This is a genomic window from Clostridium sp. LS, from assembly GCF_002760435.1.
Taxonomy (GTDB): domain Bacteria; phylum Bacillota; class Clostridia; order Clostridiales; family Clostridiaceae; genus Clostridium.
The window spans coordinates 65,719-86,023 of the sequence record NZ_AUUU01000121.1; the positions used below are offsets into that span (position 1 = coordinate 65,719).

The window sequence follows — 20,305 nt, forward strand, 5'->3', positions numbered from 1 at the left end:
CATGAGTAAAAAAGTCTCGATTATTGATTATGGAGTAGGAAATATATTAAGTGTAAAACGTGCCTTTGAATTTTGTGGAGCACAAGTAGAAGTAATAAATACAAAAGAACAAATAACTAATGCAGAAGTGTTGGTCTTACCTGGCGTAGGAGCATTTAAAAATGCTATGTATGAGCTTATAGAGAGAGATTTAAAAGATTCTATAATTGAATTCTCGGATACTAACAAACCTATGTTAGGAATATGCTTAGGAATGCAGTTACTCTTGGAAAAAAGTGAAGAATTTGGTGAGACAAATGGGCTTGGGATTATCCAAGGTGAAGTTGTAAGAATAGAAGATACAACTATAAGTGGAAATTATCAAAAGATTCCTCATGTAGGCTGGAATTCATTGAAGTTCCCAAAGCATGGGGATAAGAGTTTGTGGGATAAAACCATACTTAATGGATTAGCAGAGGGTGAAGATGTTTATTTTGTTCATTCATTTACTGCTAAACCAACAAATAATGAAAATAGGTTGGCGGATTCCTACTATGGGGGAAGAACTGTTTCAGCTGCTATAAAAAAAGGAAATGTTTATGGATGTCAATTTCATCCAGAAAAGAGCGGTGAGGTAGGATTAAAAATTATAAAAAATTTTTTAGAAATATAGGTGATATGGTATGAATATTATAGCTATAATACCAGCAAGAGGTGGATCAAAGGGAATACCTAGAAAGAATATAAAAGAAATTAATGGAAAGCCATTAATTTCATATACAATAGCTGAGGCGAAAAAAAGTCATTATATCAATAGAATTATTGTTTCTACAGAAGATGAAGAAATAGCTCAGATAAGTCAAAAATATGGTGGAGAAGTTCCTTTTCTTAGACCTAGAGAATTAGCAGAAGATAATACACCAGGAATAGATCCAATAATTCACTGTATAAATTGGCTTAAAGAAAATGAAAATTATGATCCTGAATATGTATGTTTACTTCAATGCACTTCACCATTTAGGAAATTTAATCAAATAAATGAAGCAATTGAAAGACTAATAAGTGAAAATGCGGATTCTATAGTAAGTGTCTGTGAAAGTGAAATTAGTCCTTATTGGATGAAAAAAATTAATGATGGAAAGATGCAAGATTTTATGGATGACATTCCGTTTTATGCAAGGCGACAAGATGTGCCTAAAGTATATAGACTTAATGGAGCTATATATATAGCTAAAACGAGTGTTTTGTTAGCAAAACAAAATTGGTATACTGAAAGTACTCTTGCCTACGTTATGGATAGGAATTCATCAATTGATATAGATGATATGACAGATTTTAAATTTGCAGAATATCTAATGAAGGAGAACAAAAATGATTGATGATAATGGATTTATTAAGGAATATTCATGCTTTATAATAGCAGAAGCAGGGGTTAATCATAATGGAAATATAAATGTGGCAAAAAAATTAGTTGATGCTGCCTATGAAGCGGGTGTAGATGCAATAAAATTTCAAACATTCAAAACTGAAAATTTGGTAACTAAGAATGCTCATAAAGCTGAATATCAAAAGAGAACAACAGGAAATGGAAATCAATATGAAATGCTTAAAAAATTAGAATTATCTTATGATGACCATATTGAAATAAAAAATTATTGTAGTGAAAAAGGTATACTATTTATATCCACACCATTCGATTTTGAAAGTGTTGATTTATTAAAAAAATTAGATATTCCTTTATATAAAATTAGTTCTGGTGATTTAACTAATATTCCGTTACTAAAATATGTTGGAAAATTAAATAAGAGTATGATTATATCAACAGGAATGTCAGATTTAGGAGAAGTAGAAGATGCTATAGAGTCAATAAAGGAAACAGGAAATAATAAGATAAGTTTATTGCATTGTACTTCAAATTATCCAACAGATTATGAAGATGTTAATTTAAATGCTATGATTACATTGAAAAATGCATTTAAGCTTCCTGTAGGATATTCAGATCATACTATTGGGATAGAAGTTTCTGTTGCTGCGGCAGTAATGGGCGCAAAAATTATAGAGAAGCATTTTACTTTGGATAAATCAATGGAAGGGCCAGATCATAAAGCATCATTAAATCCCGAAGAATTAAAACAAATGGTTAGAAGCATTAGACATGTTGAAAAAGCTTTAGGAGATGGGATTAAGAAGTGTGAAAGTAGTGAACAAAATACTAAAAATGTTGCTAGAAAAAGTATAGTTGCTATTACTAATATAAAAAAAGGTGAAACTATTTCATATAATAATATAGGTTTTAAAAGACCTGGTAATGGAATAAGTCCTAAACTAGTTGGAAATATAATTGGAAAGATAGCTATAGAAGATATTGCTGCTGATAGTCTCATATCTTTCAGTGATATTAGGTAGGTGTAATGTATGAAAAAAATTTTAGTTGTCACAGGAACAAGAGCTGAGTATGGTCTGCTATATTGGACAATGAAGGAAATACAAAGTGATAATGATTTAAAGCTTCAACTTGTAGTCACTGGGAATCATTTGATTAAAGAATATGGTTATACTATAGATGAAATAAGAAAAGATGGTTTTAATATTGATGAAGAAATAGATATGATAATAAACTCAGAAAAAAAGAGTTCAATTGTAAAATCCATGGGTATTGAAATGATTGAAATGGCTCAATGTTTTGAAAGGTTACAGCCAGATATTTTACTAATATTAGGTGATAGATATGAAACTTTTGTTGCCGCAACATGTGCTATGATGATGAATATACCAATAGCACATATGAATGGTGGAGAATTAACAGAAGGTGCGGTTGATGAACAAATAAGGCATGCAATAACTAAAATGTCCCATTTGCATTTTCCAGGTGCTGAAGATTATAAAACACGAATAATTAAAATGGGTGAAGAGCCTTGGCGAGTTCACAATGTTGGGCAATCAGGAATTGAAAATATAAAAAGACTAGAACTTTTAGAAAAGAAAGAGCTAGAAGAACAATTAAATATCAGTTTTGATAAAAATATTTTCTTAATAACATATCATCCTGTAACATTACATTTAGAAAATATTGAACAGCAAATAGATAATTTATTAAATGCAATACATAAGTTTGATGCAAAATATATCTTTACATATCCCAATGCAGATTTTGGAAGTAAAATTATTGTAGATAAACTTAATAAATTTGTTAAAGATAATAAAGATTCATATATATATTATTCTTTAGGTCAAAAAAGATATTTAAGTTTACTAAAATATTCTACTCTTATGATCGGGAATTCATCTAGTGGTATTATTGAAGCACCTAGCTTCAAATTGCCTGTGATAAATATAGGAAATAGGCAAAAAGGAAGGCTTAGAAGTAATAACATAATTGATGTAGGGTATAATGAAGAAGAAATAATTAACTCTATAAATAAAGTTTTATATGATGAGGAATTTAGAAAGAATTTAAATAATATTGAAAATGTTTATGGAAATGGGAATGTAAGCAAACAAATAGTAAATGTATTAAAATCTCTTACTGTAAATGAGAAATTGATGAACAAGAAATTTACTTATTAGGTGAGGCTAATTATATGAAAAAAATTGTTCTTATAGGTGCAGGTGGTCACTGTAAAGTTATTATAGATATTATAAAAAGCAATAATGAATATGAAATAATAGGGATTACTGACAGTAAAGCAAAAGGCAGTATATTTGGGATACCAATATTAGGAAAAGATGATATATTAAATAATATACATAATCAGGGGATTGATTATGCATTTATAGCTTTTGGAGCAATTAATAATATAGCTGTAAGAAATGATATATATTCAAATTTAAAAAGAATTGGATATAAGATTCCGGTATTAACGCACAAAATGTCGATAGTTTCCCCTTATTCACAGATTGAGGAAGGCACATGTGTTATGCCTGGAGCAATAATTAACCCTGGAGTAGAGATTGGGAAAAATTGCATAATAAATACTGGAAGTATTATAGAACACGATTGTAAAGTAGGGTATAATACACATATATCACCTAATGTCTCTATTGCAGGCGGAGTCAAAATAGGTTTTAACACACATATAGGTATTGGTGCTTCCATAATTCAAGGCATAAATATTGGTAATAATGCAACAGTTGGCGCTGGAGCTGTTGTTATAAGTGATATACAGGATTTTTCTTTAGCGTTAGGCGTACCTGCTAGAGTAAACAGATAATTGTAGGTAACTATATAGAAATTTAGAGTATTAGTTAGGAGTGGTAATCAAAATGAAATATTCATTGCATAAAGATTTACTAAATTCAAATAAAATAACTCATTGTTTTGTAGAAAAATTTAGTGACTACGTGGCAGGTGAAAATAGATTTAATCCTTGGTCTGTAGAAATTCATCCTACAGCTAAGTGTAATCATAGATGTATTCACTGCTCATATAAAGAGAGAAATGAACATAGAATGTCTTTGAGTAAAGAGATAATGGATAACTTAATAAAATCAATAATTAAAATGAAAGTCAAAGGTGTTTATTTTTCAGGTGGTGGAGAACCAACCATGTATCCCAATTTGGCGAGTTATATTGAAGAACTGTATAAAGAAAATGTCGAAGTTGCATTGTTAACTAATGGAACTATACTTGAGGAGACAGGAATTATTGATATTGCTAATATGTTAAATTACATTGCAATTTCAGTTCCCTCATGTAATCCAGATGCTTTCAATAAAATAACTGGTTCTGATTTTTTGGAGAAAGTTTTATCAGCTCCACAAAAAATTAAAGCTAAACATAATGACAACAGTCCTATAGTTGGTGCAAGAATAGTTATTACAAACTTAATTTATAAAGAAGTTCCAAATATTCTCAAAGTGATGAAAGAAAGACAATTCGATTATGCTTTATTTAAGGTTGTTAGAGATTATGAAGATAGGGGCTTAGGTTTGGATAAAGAAGCAGAAAGCTATTTACGAAACTCAGTATCCCAATTAAAAAGTGAAAATAAGATTAACGAGGACTTTACTAATTTAGAATATATATTTGATTTTAAAAAAGAAGTAAAATTTAAAGATATATGTCATAGTAATAACATGGGATTGATAGCTAATATTAATACGGATGGCAAGGTTTATCCTAATATTGTGGAAATAGATCATAAGGAATTTTGCATTGGAGATTTAAATAATAATTTATTAGAAGAAATTTGGAATAGTGAAGAGCATAAATTAGTTAAAGATATTTCCAATGAAAAATGGAAAAAAGGTGAGTGTAAAAACTGTAGAGCGATGGCATATAATCAAATAATAGATAAATTTATTGAAAATGTTCCAAAGGAAAGAGATTTCTTTATTTAATAGTGAAATAAAACTTATAATATAATGCATTTATTTTAGTTTAGGAATGAAAACTGTTCCTAAACTTTTTTCAATTTATTACGATAAATAAAGTATCGTTGTTTGTTTATAAAGTTATACTGATAGAATAATATAAAGGTAGTGATTTTATAGACATTCATAGTTTTTACATGATAGGAGTTGGACTTATGATACCTTTATGTATACCCGAGATTAGAGGTAATGAATGGAAATATATAAAAGAATGTTTAGATACAAATTGGATATCTTCAGTTGGTTCGTATGTAGATAAATTTGAAAATGATTTTGCACGCTATGTTAAAGCGGAGAAGGCTGTTGTTACGATGAATGGTACTGCAGCACTAGAACTTGCACTTAGAACACTAAATATAGGAGAAGGAGATGAAGTTATAGTTTCATCACTAACATTTATATCTCCTGTAAATACAATAAGATGCGTAGGAGCAGAACCAGTTTTTGTAGATGTATGCAGAGATACATGGGTTATGGATGCAGATAAGATAGAAGAATTGATCACGGATAGAACAAAAGCTATTTTACCTGTGCATATTTATGGGCATCCAGCAAATATGGAAAAGATAATGCAGATAGCACAAAAATATAATTTATATGTTATTGAGGATGCTACAGAAAGCTTAGGTTCATTGTATAATGGAAGAGCAACTGGTACTATAGGACATATAGGCTGCTACTCATTTAATGGAAATAAGTTAATAAGTACGGGTGCAGGTGGAATGCTTGTAACTAATGATGAGAAACTTGGAGTGCGAGCTAAGTATTTATCAACTCAAACAAAAACTGTCTTAGAAAATGGGGGGTTTTATCATGAAGAAATAGGATATAATTTTAGGATGCCTAATGTACTTGCTGCTATGGGATGTGCTCAACTTGAAAATATAGATGAGTATATAAAAATTAAAAGAAAAAATGCAGAAATGTATAATGAACTTTTAAAAGAAATCAAAGGAATAACTTTACCTGTAGAAAAAGAAAATGTTAAAAATGTTTATTGGTTATATTCAATTTTAGTTGAAGAAGATTATCCACTAACTAGAGATGAATTAATAATAAAGCTAAAAGAAAATGGAATACAATCAAGGCCATTTTTTTTGCCAGTACATGAAATGCCACCATATAAAGAATTTAAATTTGGAAGTATGAGTATAACAAATGAACTGGTCAATAAAGGAATAAATTTACCTAGTTCTGTAGGATTGAAGTATGAAGAAATTAAAGAAATATGCAGTATTATAAATTTGAAATGAAAATGATTTTAAGGGGATTGAAAAATGGAAACTTTATATATTGAGCTGACACATAGATGTAATTTAAAATGTTCTTTCTGTTATAGACATAAAGTAGAAGAAAAAAATGATATGGAGTTAGCTACATGTAAGAAGATATTAAATGAGGCAAAACATATAGGAATTCGTAATGTCTCGTTCAATGGCTATGGTGAAAACATTTTACATAAAGATTTTGTTAAGGCATTAAGATATGCGTGTGATAGCTTTGATAGCGTGCGCTTTAATACAAATGGATTAGCATTAAGTGATAAACTTTGCGATGAAATTTTGGAAACAAAGTTAAATAACATTACATTCTCAGTTACTGGTTACAATTTTGATGTATATAATGATTTTCAGGGATCAGGCTTAAACAATAAATTAATTAGGGAAAAAGTATATAATAATGTATTGAATTTTATAAGAAAACGAAACGAGAATGAAAATAATGTAAAGGTAATTATGCAATACATTTTAACAGATAAATTAAAAGGGGATATTGTTAATTATATAGATTTCTGGAAAGATAAAGTAGATGATATATATGTGACACATTTAAATAGTATTTTTGGTGAAAATAGCACAATTAATAAAAGAGAATGGGCACCTAGTAGACATAAATGTTTTAAGATTGGAAATGAGTTTTTAATACATGCGAACGGAGATGTTTCATTATGTTGTGGTGATTGCTTTAAAGGCGCGGTTATTGGAAATATTAATGAAATTTCAATGTTTGAATTAATATCTAACGATAAATTTAAACATTTAAAAGAATTAAATGACAAGTTGGAATTTGATGGTATGCCGATAGTTTGCCAAAAATGTGATGAGGTATATGAAAATTTATTTTTTGATAGTTCTTGCCAATATAGTAAGCTAAAAAAATACATTAGCATAGCAAAAGAACTTGGAAATGAAAAACTCGCATTAGTTGGAATTAATGATAATATGAATAATTTTGTATGCGCAATGAAGGTTTTTTCAAATAGTGACGATTTTATTATTGTAGATAGCTTTAAAGAAGGTTTTTATGAAAAGAAACAGATATTTAAGCCCATTAAAGAAGTGTTGAAAAATAGGAAAATTCTAATATTTGCAGATAATAAATTTAAAGAATTACAAAATGTTATGCATGATATGGGATTAGAGTGCGTTAGTCATAAGCAACTAATGAAATGAGTGAGTAGTTTGATAGACATTTTAATATGGGGAATTGGTAGTGCAAGTACTAAGGTGGAAAACATTATAAACACCTCAAATGTGAACGTACTTGCATATATTGATAATGATGAACAAAAACAAGGAAAATTAATAAACAACAGACTGGTGATAAATCCCAAGAAAATAAATGAGCATAAGTATGAGTATATATTTGTAGCATCTCAATTTTATTGTGAGATATATAAACAGCTAATAGCACTAGGTGTTGATAATAGAAAAATTTTAAATTCATATAACTTAGTAGAGAAAATAATTGAATTGGAGCATATCAAATCAGATAAAAGATATTTATATACAAAATTAAAAGATAATTATAATAAGGCAAAAATCGAGAATATAGACACACTTATAACAGGTATATCTTATGCAGAATGTGGAATTGACTTAAGCTTGTTTAAATATAATGCAGTTAATTTAGCACTATCTGGTCAAGATCTATATTATGATTACAATTTAGCTAAAAATATTATTGAATTTAACAAGAGAAAGATAAAAAATGTAATCATCGGACTATGCTATTACAGTTTTCAATATGATTTATCGTTAAGTAATGGAAAAACGAGGTGTATATATGTATATAAAGACATATTAAACTTGATTCATAATTATGATAAAGATAAGGATGATAAAGCAGAATTATTGAAATGGATTAATAAACCAATGGAAATAGATAGGAATTTATATTTGGATAATACGAATATAATACTACAAAAATTAAAGGTGAATTTTGAAGTTGATTTTAATAAAAATTGGGCTAATAATTTTGAAAATATGAGTTTTGACGATAGAATAAAAGAAGGAAAGAATTTAGCTATTTTAGATTCTAATAAGAATTATCCTAAGACTGTAATAGAAAATAAAAGAATACTTAGTAAATACTTAAAATGTTTAAATTCAAATGGGATATCTGTAACAATAGTGATTTTTCCGGTAACTAAATATTATAGCAAAAATTTTGATAGAAGATTAAAAAAAGAGTTTTATGAAATAATAGAAGAATTAAATATAGATTATGATTTTACATTTTTGGACTGTTTTAATTCAAATGAATTTAAGGATATGGATTTTTCAGATTGCTCTCATTTAAATGTTAATGGTGCAAGAAAGTTTACAAAAATATTAAATGAAAAAATATAAGGTTTCTAAAATAATTATAGTATAGGATTGATAAAAATGAAAAAAAATATTTTGATTTTTAGAAGCGCTAGTTATGATATAATTTGCAGATTAATTAATTATATATTAGAGAAATATGACTCGGAGAGCATATATATTATAATTCAAAAGGAGGCCATTGAATTACTAAGAATCAAATATCCAAATATAAAGTATATAATTAATGAAAATGGTTTTTTTAAGTACAATAATTATCTAGAAAATATTAATTTAAGAAATAATGTTGAATGTAGAGAGTATCAGGAAATTTATATTCCGTCATCTACGATAGAAATAAATAACTTTCAAGAAATACAAGCAATAATATCTAAAATATCTAAAAAAAACGTATTTTTCTACAATTGCTTAGGAGAGGTTACAAAAGTTAATACAAACATATTTTATATAAAAATATCTGAAAAATTAAAAAAATTATCAGAAAGTTTATTAAATGTTTTATTACTACTAGTTTTAAAAATTATTAAATTTAGCTGTTTAGTGGTTTCGAGATTAAAGATGGATACTAAAGAGGGTGATCTAAATGATAGATGAATTGCTTGAATTCGAAAATAATTCAGAGGTTTTAAGTTTTAAGTATAATTTTAACGAAGAGTTAATTTGGCCTTTTTTTAGATTTCTGATATATCAAAATGTTATATATAAAAAAAATGGAAATAGAATACAAATTAATAAAGAAGAAAAAAAAGATAATATATTCTATGATTATATTTTTAAAAATCCATACTTATGTAGAAATAAGAAAATATTATTTTTATATGGTAACACTTCTAATATTTTAAATGAAAATGGGATGTATTTTAATAGACTCTTCGATTACTATTCTTTTTTATATGAAAAGGATACATTAATGATAGAAGAAGAATTTGCAAAGGCACACGAAAGACCTAGAACAGCTAAAAATGTAAAATACCAAGATTTTATTGAAAAAATTGTTGAGATAAGAACAAATTTAAATGGCAATAAATATAATGAGAAAGATTTGCAAACAACAGAAGAATTTTTAAAATATTTAAATGAAAATTTTCCTTTTAAATTTGAAAAAGGTTTTTATGAGGGATTAGGAAAAAATATATTAAAGCTTTCAATTAAAATTAAATATTATAATCATTATTATAGAGAATTAATAAAGAATGTTAATCCGAAAATTATTTTTTTTGAGGATGGATGTTATGGAGGTAAGGCATACGCAATAAAATTGGCAAATGAATTAGGAATAACTACAGCAGAATTTCAACATGGATATGTAGGGTTAGAACACCCAGCTTATAATTACCCCCAAAATATGTATGAAAATATGGAATATAAACAATATATGCCGCAATATTATTTGACCTTCGGCCAATATTGGAACGATAATATTAGACTGCCTGTAAAAGTAAATGTAATAGGTAACCCTCATTTGTATTCTAATCTAGAGAAATATAAAAAAGCTGAATTAAATCAAACAAATGATTTGAAAAATTATAAAGCAATACTCTTTATTTCATGCGGTAATTGCTTTAAGGATTATATAGATTTACTTGAAAATGTTTTACCAAGATTAGATAAAAAATATAAATTAATTTTTAGATTGCATCCGCTAGAGAGGAATTCAAAACAAATATATGATTGTTTAAAGAGGTTTAATAATATTATCATAAATGATGATGGAGATATCTACCAATATATAAATTTAAGTGAATTTATAATTGGTGATTCATCTACTTCAGTATATGAAGCAGTTGCATTAAAAAAGAAAATATTGGTATTTGAGGATAGCGATTCAATATTATATACATCAAAAAAATTTGGGACGTGGTTTAAAAATGCTGATGAACTTATAGAAATCTTAGAGGATGATAATATTCAACCAGTAGAAAATATAGATTATTATTGGGAGTCAAAATGGAAAGAAAATTATATGAAATTTATTAATGAAAATTTGAAGGAGAAATAAATGAAAAACATTTTAATAATAAGAAGTGCAAATTTTTCAGTTATAGATATTTTGATTGATTACATTAATAATAATAATGAAAGGGTAAATATTTATTTTTTGGCTCAAGAATCTGCAAAAGATATATTAAAAGAAAAAGTTGAAGAATCAAGAATATTCAGTTTACCTAATGGAATTTTTGATTATAAAGTTCTTAAAAATAACAAGAAATTAATCAGTGAAATTAAAAAGAGAGAATATGATGAAATATATATACCTTCATCATATGAAGAATTTGAAGGGTTTGAAGAAGTAAAACTTATAGCGACATATATAAAAAGCAATAAGTTATTTTTATTTAATTGTTTTGGAAGCATATCAGAATTTACTTTGAGTTTTAATAAATTGTTTTTTAACAACAAAATTTTATTTCCATTTAAGTTTATTATTGCATTTTTAGTAACAACGAGCATTTACTTAAGTGGAGTTATATATCATATTATTAAATATCATATCTTAAAGAGAGAAATATAAATAATAAGGGGTGATAAATTATGGTTGCGATAGTTGACTATGGTATGGGCAATTTGGGATCAGTACAAAATATGGTTAAAAAGATTGGATATGATTCAATTATAACATCAGAAAAGGAAATAATATTAGAAGCGGATAAATTAATATTACCAGGTGTAGGAAGATTTGATGCTGGAATGAATAACTTAAAAGAAAAAGGTTTAATTGATATATTGAATGATAAAGTTAAGAATAATAGGACTCCATTGCTTGGAATATGCCTTGGAATGCAATTAATCACCAATTATAGTGAAGAAGGAAATGTTAAAGGCTTAGGTTGGATAGATGCTGAAACTGTAAAATTTAGGTTTGATGGAAATGAAAATTTAAAAGTTCCTCACATGGGATGGAATTTTATTAAGCAAATGAACCAAGCTAAACTTCTTTATGAAAAATATGATGACTCAAGATTTTATTTTGTTCATTCATATTATGTTAAGTGTAATAAAGAAGAAAATGTTGTGGCTACTACTAATTATGGGTTTAAATTTGACTCTATTATTCAAGACGATAATATTGTAGGAACGCAATTTCATCCAGAAAAAAGCCATAAATTTGGAATGAAAGTGTTAAAAAATTTTTTGGAGTTGTATTAGAGATGTATTATAATAGATTAATTCCTTGCTTATTATTAAAAAATAATGGTTTAGTTAAAACAACAAAATTTAAAAATGAGACATATATTGGAGATCCTATTAATGCTGTCAAAATTTTCAATGATAAGGAAGTAGATGAATTAATATTTTTGGATATTGAGGCAACAAGGAAAGGAAGAAAGCCTAACTTTGAGTATTTAAGAAAAATAGCAGAACAATGCTTTATGCCATTATGCTATGGTGGTGGTATAAAAACTATTGAAGATATTAAAGAATTATTTAAAATTGGATTCGAGAAGGTAGCAATAAACTCGGCGGTATTTAATGATTCGAGCTTAATAAAGAAGGCGTCAGAGATATTTGGAAGTCAAAGTATAATCGTTTCTATGGATGTAAAAAAGAATATATTTGGAAAGTATTTTGTTAGGACGTTGAATGGAAGTAAAAATACTAAAATTAACCCTATTGAATATGCTAAGATGGCAGAACAAAATGGCGCTGGGGAAATATTTCTAAATTCTATAGATAATGATGGAATGATGAATGGGTATGATTTGGAACTAACTAAAATGGTTTCAGAATCAGTTAAGATTCCTGTTATAGCCTGTGGTGGAGCAGGAAAACTTGAAGATTTTAATAAAGTGATAACTCGAGGTAAAGCAAGTGCAGCAGCAGCAGGAAGTCTTTTTGTATTTTATGGAATAAATAAAGCAGTATTGATAAATTATCCGAATCAAGAAGATTTAAATAAAATATTTAAGGAAAGTTTGGGGTAATATACATGTCAAGAAAATATCAAATGTGCACTAGATGTGTTATGGATACAACAGATCAGGATATAGTATTTGACTCTAATGGAGTATGTAATAACTGTAAGATTGGAATCAAGGTTTTTGAAGAAGTTAAAATGAAAAGGGAAGGCAATGCAAATATACTTAATAATATTGTTGAGGAAATAAAGAAAAAGGGGAAGAATAAAAAATATGATTGCATTATTGGGGTAAGTGGTGGAGTTGACAGTAGCTATGTTGCTTATCTCGTAAAACAATTGGGATTAAGCCCGCTAGCAGTACATTTAGATAATGGCTGGAATTCTGAACTTGCTGTGGAGAATATAAGGATCTTATTGGAAAAATTAAATATTGATTTATATACATATGTTATTAATTGGGAAGAATTTAAAAATTTACAATTGGCATTTTTAAAGGCGTCCACACCTGACTCAGAAATACCAACAGATCATGCGATTCAGTCTACACTTTTAAAGGTAGCACATAAATATGATGTTAAATATATTATAAATGGAGTAAATACAACATCTGAATCAATTTTGCCCAAAACTTGGTCCCATGGACATCAAGATTGGAAGTACATAAAGACTATTAATAAATTATTTGGTAATAAAAAATTAAAAACTTTTCCTAAATATAGTTTTTTAGATATCTTTTACTTTAATAATATATATAAAATAAAAAATATTTGTATTTTAGATTATGTTGATTATAACAAAAATAAAGCAAAAAGTATGTTGATTGAGAAATATGGCTGGAGAGATTATGGCGGAAAGCATTATGAATCAGTTTATACTAAATTTTTTCAAGCATATATATTACCCAATAAATTTAACTTCGATAAAAGAAAAGCACATTTATCAAGTTTAATATCATCCAATCAAATTTCAAGAGATGAAGCATTAGAAGAGCTTAAAGAGCCGTTATATGATGAGTTAGCACTAAAAGATGATATGAATTATTTAGTAGAAAAATTCGGCATTACTGAAGAGCAATTTGAAGAAATAATGAAACAAGAATGTAAATATTTTTGGGATTACGATTCTTATGAAAAATCTAAAACTATAAAATTTATAAAAAGAAATTTTGCTCTTATGAAAAATTTTATTACTTTAAAGTTAGATTGGTAATACAATTACAGAAAGGTGATTATATGATGGAGGAGAACATACTAATTTTTCGTAGTGCTCAAAATTTTATAGTAAAAAAATTAATAGATAGCTTAGACAGTAAAAAGAGTAATATTTTCTTAGTTATACAAGAAAACGAAAGTAAATATTTTAAGGAAAATGATTATGAGAATATAAAATATATTGAAGTAGATAATGATTTTTTTTGCTATAAGAATTTAAGAAGAAACAAAAATATAAAAAAAATTATAAATGAAGAATTTGGGAAAATAATAATTCCATCATCACTAGAGCAGTTTGAAGGATACGAAGAAATTGAAAAATTAATATTAAGATTAAAATATAAAGAAGTTATCTTTTTTAACAAATTGGGAGAGACGGAAATTATAAATATAAGTTCATTTCAACTATTTTTGAAAGCAATTGAAAAAAAATATAACGCAATATTTTATTTAAAATATATGTGTTATTCAATTATAAAAATTTTACGAAGAATATTTTTAGTTAGATACAATAATGTAGTTATGATTCATATATTAGCAATAAAGGCTATCGGGGGATCTGAAAGAAGATTTTTAAGAGCAATAAGCTATATATGTGAAAATAATATGATTAACGATATGGAAATATATGTTGTGTTACAAGGAAATAAAAATTATGCAGATATATTAATTGATAAATTCTGCTCTTTCAAAGAGATTAAATTTATTTATACAAAAGATAATTACGACACGTTAAAAAAAGTAAAAAAATATAAACCTAAAATATTTCATATGACAGAGTTTTTGGAGAAAGAATACAAAATGTTTATATTAATGAAAAAGTTAGTAAAAAACTTTCTTATTTCTATAACAGATACAAATAAATTATATTATAATGAATATTTGAATAGACCAATTTTTAAAAAAATGCTAAAACTTGTGGAAGGTATTGATTGCTTGTATCCTTCTAAAGTTCCGATTTTGAAAGAAATTTGTTGTAATCAAAATTATATAACACCTACAATAAATAGTTTTATTGACTTATTAAAATTCAAACCATCTAAGGATAAACGAAATACTATCATTTTTGCAGCTAGAATGCAAAATTTTAAAAACCCAATGTTAGCACTAGAAGCGATTAATTTAGCGAAAAATTTAATTAGAAAATATCATTATAAGTGTCTATTTTTGGGTGAAGGGCCAGAAATAGAAAAGCTATCAGTACTTATAAATAGATATAAATTGGATGATTTAATAGAGTTAAAAGGTTATGTAGATACAACAGAATATTTTCAAGAATCGCGAATCTTTTTATCTTTGCAACAAGTTGAAAATTATCCATCACAATCTCTTATGGAGGCTATTGCTTGTGGAAATTATATTATAGCATCAAATGTTGGAGATACAGAAGTTATTTTAGCAGATAGTTTCTCATCTTTAGTTGAACTAAATGAAGAATTTTTAGCAGAAGAAATAGCAAAAACTATAATAAAATTAAATGATAAAGAGTTTAGTGAAAATGTTGTTAATTCGGCTTATAATTTTGCTCAAAATAACTTTAAGATAGAAAGTTTTTGTCAATATCTATGCAAATTTTGGGATGAGTTTTAGGAGTTACATTTAATTTGATAAAGTTATTACGAAATTGATTTACATATCTTTAAGAACAAAATATAAAAAGTTAAAAGGTGATAATTTGTATACTATACTAATGTTTGGAACAGGAAATTTATCTTCAATTATAGAGAATTTATTAAATGATAAGGTAAATATTCTTGCTTATGTAGATAATGACCACAATAAGTGGAACAGCAAGAAAAACGATAAATATATAATAAGTCCTGATAAAATAGCAAATTATGATTATGATTATATAATTATAGCCAGTCAATTTAATGAGGAGATATATACTCAGCTCTTGCTAATGAATATAGATAAGAGAAAGATATTTCAATATTCTAAATTCATGGATAATTATTGGAATTACTGCAAAGAGTATATTAACGTTTTTAAATCTCACTTAGATGGATTTTTCGAAGTATTAGTTACAGGTATATCTTATGCATTGTTTGGCTTCAGTGAAAAGAAATGTATTAAAAGAACGTTAAAATTTGCATTTAGCAGCCAAGATTTATTTTATGATTATAATATTATTAAGTATCTTATTAAAAATTATAAATATGAAATGAGCAATGTTAAAGCAGTAATAATAGGATTAAGTTATTATAGTTTTCAATATGATATGTCTTTATCTGCTATGAAAAGTAAGACAGTGATGTATTATGAAGTTCTCAAAGATTCTCATCATTTCAAGGAGATTCAGAGAGTTTATGAAGAATATGATATTAATAAAAGTATAGGTGATAAACTTCTAAGAAAGAATAAAGATGGAAAATATGACATTCAAGATATGGAAGATGAAAAAATAAATGTATTTGAAAATATGGAGCTTATAGGTAAGCAACAGGCGAAAAGAGATTGCAATAAAAATTATCCAAATACTGTTAAAGAAAACGTTGAAATATTTGAGGCATATTTAAACTTATTAATGGATAATGATATCAAACCAATAGTTGTTGTATTTCCAGCAACGAAATATTATACAAGCCATTTTTCCGAACGGATTGAACAGGAATTTAAAAACATAATAGAAAAAGTGCAGAAAAAATATGACTTTCAATATATAGATTATTTTCGATCAAGTCTGTTCAAGGATGATGATTTTAAAGATGTTTCTCATTTAAACAAAACTGGAGCGATAAAGTTTACTCAAATACTAAATAAGATAATTAATTGGTGAATGTATTTATTATTAATAATTGTACTCATATAATGAGGGGAGGAAAACTAATGAAAACACTTAATCCCAAAATATCTGTAATAATGCCAGTTTACAACGGAGAGAAGTTCTTAAAGCAATCAATAGAGAGTATATTAAAACAAAGTTATAAAGATTTTGAATTTATAGTTATAGATGATGGATCAACAGATGAATCATTAAGTATAATACAATATTATATGAATGTAGATAAAAGGATAACACTTATCTCTAGAGAGAACAGAGGGTTAGTGTATTCTTTAAATGAAGGGATTTCATTAGCTAAAGCTGAATATATAGCTAGAATGGACTCAGATGATATATCTCTAGCAAATAGGTTAGAGAAGCAAGTAAAGTTCTTAGATAAAAATGGTGATGTCGATATATTAGCTGGAAATGTTGATTTATTTGGCACAATAGATGAAGAATATATGCGTACATATAAAGAAATGTTTAAAGGGTTTAGTGATAAAGATAGAAATGAAACGGATTTGTTTGATGGATATACAATTTGTCATCCTTCAGTCATGATAAGAACAAAGGTATTAAAATCGTTAAATGGATATAACTCTGAGTATAAATATTCAGAGGATATAGAGTTATGGTTTAGAGCAATCAAAAAAGGGTTTAAGATTTTAAAGTTGGATGATATACTCCTGAAGTATAGATTACATGATAATTCTAAATCATATATTGAAAGAAGTTTTGCAGCTCAAGATACTTTTAAGGTACGAGTGGAGTATATAAAAGAATTTTTTGAAAGTAGAAGATTAAATTATTTGATTTGGGGTGCTGGAGACGGAGGAAAGAATGTAAATAATATTTTAAAAAGTAAATTTTCTAATTCTAATTTTGTTGGTTGGGTCGATAAATTTAAGAAAGGAAATTTTCTTGGTAAAAAAGTATATAGCCCGAAAGAGATATTAGAATTAGATTTCGATTATATATTTATAGCTACTTCGCCTGGTAAGTACTATGCTAAAGAATATCTTCAGCAAAATAAGTTTATAAACATAAAAGAATTTATGATTTGCTATTGGTAGAGTTAAATTTAAACATAAAATGAATACAATCGATAAGTTGAGGTAGTGTGAGAATATATGAAGAAATTAGAGAAGTTTAGAGAAGTTTTGGAAGTTATTGAAAAGAAAGAGATAAAACTATTAAGTTTAGATATATTTGATACATTAATTTTTAGAATAGTACGAAGTCCTTCAGATGTATTTCTTGAAATGGGACAGATTTTAAAGAGTAAATATGATTATAAGTTCAAAATGACTCCTTTTGAATTTAGACAAATAAGAATTCAAGCGGAACAAAAAGCAAGAGGAAACAAAAAGGAAGAATTTGGAACTGATGAAGTGTTTTTGAGTGAAATATATAAATGCATGCCAGAATTATGTTGTTCCAGTAAAGGATTAGGGGATTTAGAGTTAGAACTTGAAAAAAAATATTGCTATTTAAACCCTCAGATTTATGAATTAATTAATATATGCAAATTAAATGAGATAAAAGTGGTACTAGCATCAGATATGTACCTTAATTTAGGACAGATAAAAAGCATACTAAAATTCAATGGATTAAATTTAGGATCAATTGATAAATTCTTTATTTCTTCTGAAAAAAATGTTTCTAAAAGCAGTGAGGGAAAACTATTTAAGGAAATAATAAAGGAGTATTCTACGCTAAAACCTCATGAGATGTTACATATAGGTGATAGTTTGTTCTCAGACATAATAAATGCTGAAAAATTTAACATAAGAACTTTTCACTACAATCTTTTGTCTGACGAAAAAGGTACTTTGTTTGAGTTAGAAAAAATGAAATATAATAATATAGTACCCGAGATTCTTTCATTGAGAAAATTAGCACATAGTGAAGGTAGTAATTTTGATGATAATGCAAGAATTTGGTATGAAGTTGGTGCGGCGGTTTTAGGACCATTTTTGACTTTGTTTTGTGAATGGGTTGTGGATACTGCTGTTAAAGAAAATGTTAAAGAAATATATCCTTTAATGAGGGAGGGATATATTCTTGAAAAGATGCTTAAAAAAATAGTGAAGTATAGAAATTTAGAGATAAATATAAAGCCAATCTATATTTCTAGGAAAGCAATATTTCTTCCGTCATTAAAATTTCTTGATAATGAAGTATTGAAGAAGATGTTTGAGAGAAGTAATTTTACAGTGGAAGACCTTTTCAATAGCTTAAAGATTGACCAGTATATTGAGAGATTTTCTGAATTTAAAAATGTCAAATTAGAAGATGCGTATAAGATTAATGTAAATAATGGAAACTTGAAAAATGAAATTTTTGAGTATATGTTAAGTGATAAAATAAAGAATATTATAGATTATAATATCAACCAACAAAGGAATCTATTTATTCAATATTTTGAACAAGATTTTAATATTGATCATAGATTTATTACTGTAGATTTAGGTTTTAGGGGAACAATGCAGTCTGCGCTTGATAATATCCTGGATTCTTATAAAAATGATAGAATAATTCATTTGCTTGCTTTTGGTGAGGAATGCATAAAAAATAATCTTCTTTTGGGGCAGGATATTAGAGGATTCATTGGAAACGCGGGGGAAAATATTGACATAGTAAAATCAATTACTTGGTGTCCTGATATAATCGAAGAACTTATGATGGGGAACGTTGGTTCAACATTAGGGTATCAGGAAAGTGACGGTAAATTTATGCCTGTTTTAGATAAGAACAGAATACCAAGGAAAGAGCTTGAATTAAAAGATATATGTATGAGGGGCATATTAAAGTTTCAGAGAATGTTTTTGGATTTTATTGAAATTAAACCGTTTATCAAGGAGAAAATTTTTGAAAATAAGAGATCAATGGGAAACATGCTTGAGAGGTTATATAAAATTCCAACTTTTAAAGAAGCAGTAGCACTTTCGAAATTACATCACGAAAGTAATTATGGCAGCAAAAATATTATAAGAATTAATGATAATTGTAATAATGATGTTTTAGATAAAATAGATATAGAAAAATTTTTGAAATTAGCAAATCCAAAAGATTTTAAATGGCCACAAGCGTTAGTAACAATTAAGCACCCTAATTACATATTAAAGAAACTAATTGAAGATAGTGATAAAGAAGGTTATCTTAAATCAATGTGTTCCATAGCTGAAAATGTTAGTAATAATGGAATTTTAGAGATTATGATTTACGGATCGGGTGAGGCGGGAAATTATCTTATGAGAGCCTTAGAACTTTATGATATAAGAGTTACTTATATGATAGATAGAAATGAAAGTTTGCATGGAAAATATATAAATAATGTTGAGGTAATATCATTAAAAGAGGCTATTAGGAAAGGAAATCATACTTATGCAATTGGATCTTTCGCATTTAAGAATGAAATAAAGCAGGATATACTTGAAAGGTATATATATTTGAACATAAAGCCTAAAATTTTTTTATTACAAGACTTAATTTAGTGGGGGGAATA

General features: G+C 26.9%; 19 protein-coding genes. All 19 read left to right on the forward strand.

All coding sequences use genetic code 11. The annotated features are described in order from the left end of the window. Position 1: 1 nt before the first annotated feature. The 19 genes from hisH (COL3_RS22635) to COL3_RS22725 all read left to right on the forward strand — a co-directional run bounded on the left by hisH (COL3_RS22635) (position 2) and on the right by COL3_RS22725 (position 20,294). Complete coding sequence (hisH, locus tag COL3_RS22635; RefSeq protein WP_008428348.1) at positions 2–652, forward strand: imidazole glycerol phosphate synthase subunit HisH; 651 nt, start codon at positions 2–4, stop codon at positions 650–652. Between the two features lie 10 nt (positions 653–662). Beyond that, the gene (locus tag COL3_RS22640) at positions 663–1,358 is read left to right on the forward strand and encodes an acylneuraminate cytidylyltransferase family protein (protein WP_008428345.1); all 696 of its coding nucleotides are present in this window, start codon (positions 663–665) and stop codon (positions 1,356–1,358) included. Beyond that, a complete protein-coding gene (gene neuB, locus COL3_RS22645) occupies positions 1,351–2,385 on the forward strand; it encodes an N-acetylneuraminate synthase (RefSeq protein ID WP_008428344.1) in 1,035 nt (344 codons plus the stop codon). The genes COL3_RS22640 and neuB overlap by 8 nt, the downstream gene beginning before the upstream one ends. 9 nt (positions 2,386–2,394) lie before the next feature. Then, positions 2,395–3,546, forward strand: a complete 1,152-nt coding sequence (neuC, locus tag COL3_RS22650; protein ID WP_008428342.1) for a UDP-N-acetylglucosamine 2-epimerase — start codon at positions 2,395–2,397, stop codon at positions 3,544–3,546. Between the two features lie 14 nt (positions 3,547–3,560). Next, complete coding sequence (locus COL3_RS22655; protein ID WP_008428340.1) at positions 3,561–4,190, forward strand: acetyltransferase; 630 nt, start codon at positions 3,561–3,563, stop codon at positions 4,188–4,190. A gap of 52 nt (positions 4,191–4,242) precedes the next feature. Beyond that, positions 4,243–5,319: a radical SAM protein gene (locus COL3_RS22660; protein WP_008428339.1), complete on the forward strand. Its 1,077-nt coding sequence runs from the start codon at positions 4,243–4,245 to the stop codon at positions 5,317–5,319. 188 nt (positions 5,320–5,507) lie between these two features. Continuing rightward, positions 5,508–6,605, forward strand: coding sequence for a LegC family aminotransferase (locus COL3_RS22665; RefSeq protein ID WP_008428336.1), 1,098 nt, complete (start codon positions 5,508–5,510; stop codon positions 6,603–6,605). Between the two features lie 24 nt (positions 6,606–6,629). Further along, positions 6,630–7,805 (forward strand): radical SAM/SPASM domain-containing protein, encoded by a 1,176-nt coding sequence (locus COL3_RS22670; RefSeq protein WP_008428334.1) that lies wholly within the window; start codon positions 6,630–6,632, stop codon positions 7,803–7,805. 9 nt (positions 7,806–7,814) lie between these two features. Continuing rightward, positions 7,815–8,984 carry a hypothetical protein gene (locus COL3_RS22675; protein ID WP_008428332.1) on the forward strand — a complete coding sequence of 390 codons (1,170 nt, stop codon included), beginning with the start codon at positions 7,815–7,817 and terminating at the stop codon, positions 8,982–8,984. 36 nt (positions 8,985–9,020) lie between these two features. Next, a complete protein-coding gene (locus COL3_RS22680; protein ID WP_008428330.1) occupies positions 9,021–9,554 on the forward strand; it encodes a hypothetical protein in 534 nt (177 codons plus the stop codon). Next, complete coding sequence (locus COL3_RS22685; RefSeq protein ID WP_008428328.1) at positions 9,544–10,959, forward strand: UDP-N-acetyl glucosamine 2-epimerase; 1,416 nt, start codon at positions 9,544–9,546, stop codon at positions 10,957–10,959. The genes COL3_RS22680 and COL3_RS22685 overlap by 11 nt, the downstream gene beginning before the upstream one ends. Further along, entirely contained in the window at positions 10,960–11,472 is a 513-nt protein-coding gene (locus COL3_RS22690) for a hypothetical protein (protein ID WP_008428326.1), read from the forward strand. A gap of 20 nt (positions 11,473–11,492) precedes the next feature. Then, complete coding sequence (hisH, locus tag COL3_RS22695; RefSeq protein WP_008428323.1) at positions 11,493–12,107, forward strand: imidazole glycerol phosphate synthase subunit HisH; 615 nt, start codon at positions 11,493–11,495, stop codon at positions 12,105–12,107. Between the two features lie 2 nt (positions 12,108–12,109). Next, entirely contained in the window at positions 12,110–12,883 is a 774-nt protein-coding gene (locus tag COL3_RS22700) for an AglZ/HisF2 family acetamidino modification protein (protein WP_008428321.1), read from the forward strand. A 5-nt stretch (positions 12,884–12,888) separates the two neighbouring features. Beyond that, positions 12,889–14,028, forward strand: coding sequence for an N-acetyl sugar amidotransferase (locus tag COL3_RS22705; RefSeq protein ID WP_008428319.1), 1,140 nt, complete (start codon positions 12,889–12,891; stop codon positions 14,026–14,028). Positions 14,029–14,054: 26 nt separating this feature from the next. Further along, on the forward strand, positions 14,055–15,620 hold the full coding sequence (locus tag COL3_RS22710; RefSeq protein WP_008428317.1) for a glycosyltransferase: 1,566 nt from the start codon (positions 14,055–14,057) through the stop codon (positions 15,618–15,620). Positions 15,621–15,654: 34 nt separating this feature from the next. Beyond that, complete coding sequence (locus COL3_RS22715) at positions 15,655–16,809, forward strand: chemotaxis protein (RefSeq protein ID WP_242982171.1); 1,155 nt, start codon at positions 15,655–15,657, stop codon at positions 16,807–16,809. Between the two features lie 50 nt (positions 16,810–16,859). Continuing rightward, entirely contained in the window at positions 16,860–17,870 is a 1,011-nt protein-coding gene (locus COL3_RS22720; RefSeq protein ID WP_008428311.1) for a glycosyltransferase, read from the forward strand. Positions 17,871–17,927: 57 nt separating this feature from the next. Continuing rightward, positions 17,928–20,294 (forward strand): haloacid dehalogenase, encoded by a 2,367-nt coding sequence (locus COL3_RS22725; RefSeq protein ID WP_008428308.1) that lies wholly within the window; start codon positions 17,928–17,930, stop codon positions 20,292–20,294. The last annotated feature ends 11 nt before the right edge of the window (positions 20,295–20,305 follow it).

What these genes read in the sequence shown, in the direction of transcription:
- hisH (WP_008428348.1), top strand. Translation starts at nt 2, where the DNA reads ATGAGTAAAAAAGTCTCGATTATTGATTATGGAGTAGGAAATATATTA.
- COL3_RS22640 (WP_008428345.1), top strand. Translation starts at nt 663, where the DNA reads ATGAATATTATAGCTATAATACCAGCAAGAGGTGGATCAAAGGGAATA.
- neuB (WP_008428344.1), top strand. Translation starts at nt 1,351, where the DNA reads ATGATTGATGATAATGGATTTATTAAGGAATATTCATGCTTTATAATA.
- neuC (WP_008428342.1), top strand. Translation starts at nt 2,395, where the DNA reads ATGAAAAAAATTTTAGTTGTCACAGGAACAAGAGCTGAGTATGGTCTG.
- COL3_RS22655 (WP_008428340.1), top strand. Translation starts at nt 3,561, where the DNA reads ATGAAAAAAATTGTTCTTATAGGTGCAGGTGGTCACTGTAAAGTTATT.
- COL3_RS22660 (WP_008428339.1), top strand. Translation starts at nt 4,243, where the DNA reads ATGAAATATTCATTGCATAAAGATTTACTAAATTCAAATAAAATAACT.
- COL3_RS22665 (WP_008428336.1), top strand. Translation starts at nt 5,508, where the DNA reads ATGATACCTTTATGTATACCCGAGATTAGAGGTAATGAATGGAAATAT.
- COL3_RS22670 (WP_008428334.1), top strand. Translation starts at nt 6,630, where the DNA reads ATGGAAACTTTATATATTGAGCTGACACATAGATGTAATTTAAAATGT.
- COL3_RS22680 (WP_008428330.1), top strand. Translation starts at nt 9,021, where the DNA reads ATGAAAAAAAATATTTTGATTTTTAGAAGCGCTAGTTATGATATAATT.
- COL3_RS22685 (WP_008428328.1), top strand. Translation starts at nt 9,544, where the DNA reads ATGATAGATGAATTGCTTGAATTCGAAAATAATTCAGAGGTTTTAAGT.
- COL3_RS22690 (WP_008428326.1), top strand. Translation starts at nt 10,960, where the DNA reads ATGAAAAACATTTTAATAATAAGAAGTGCAAATTTTTCAGTTATAGAT.
- hisH (WP_008428323.1), top strand. Translation starts at nt 11,493, where the DNA reads ATGGTTGCGATAGTTGACTATGGTATGGGCAATTTGGGATCAGTACAA.
- COL3_RS22700 (WP_008428321.1), top strand. Translation starts at nt 12,110, where the DNA reads ATGTATTATAATAGATTAATTCCTTGCTTATTATTAAAAAATAATGGT.
- COL3_RS22705 (WP_008428319.1), top strand. Translation starts at nt 12,889, where the DNA reads ATGTCAAGAAAATATCAAATGTGCACTAGATGTGTTATGGATACAACA.
- COL3_RS22710 (WP_008428317.1), top strand. Translation starts at nt 14,055, where the DNA reads ATGGAGGAGAACATACTAATTTTTCGTAGTGCTCAAAATTTTATAGTA.
- COL3_RS22720 (WP_008428311.1), top strand. Translation starts at nt 16,860, where the DNA reads ATGAAAACACTTAATCCCAAAATATCTGTAATAATGCCAGTTTACAAC.
- COL3_RS22725 (WP_008428308.1), top strand. Translation starts at nt 17,928, where the DNA reads ATGAAGAAATTAGAGAAGTTTAGAGAAGTTTTGGAAGTTATTGAAAAG.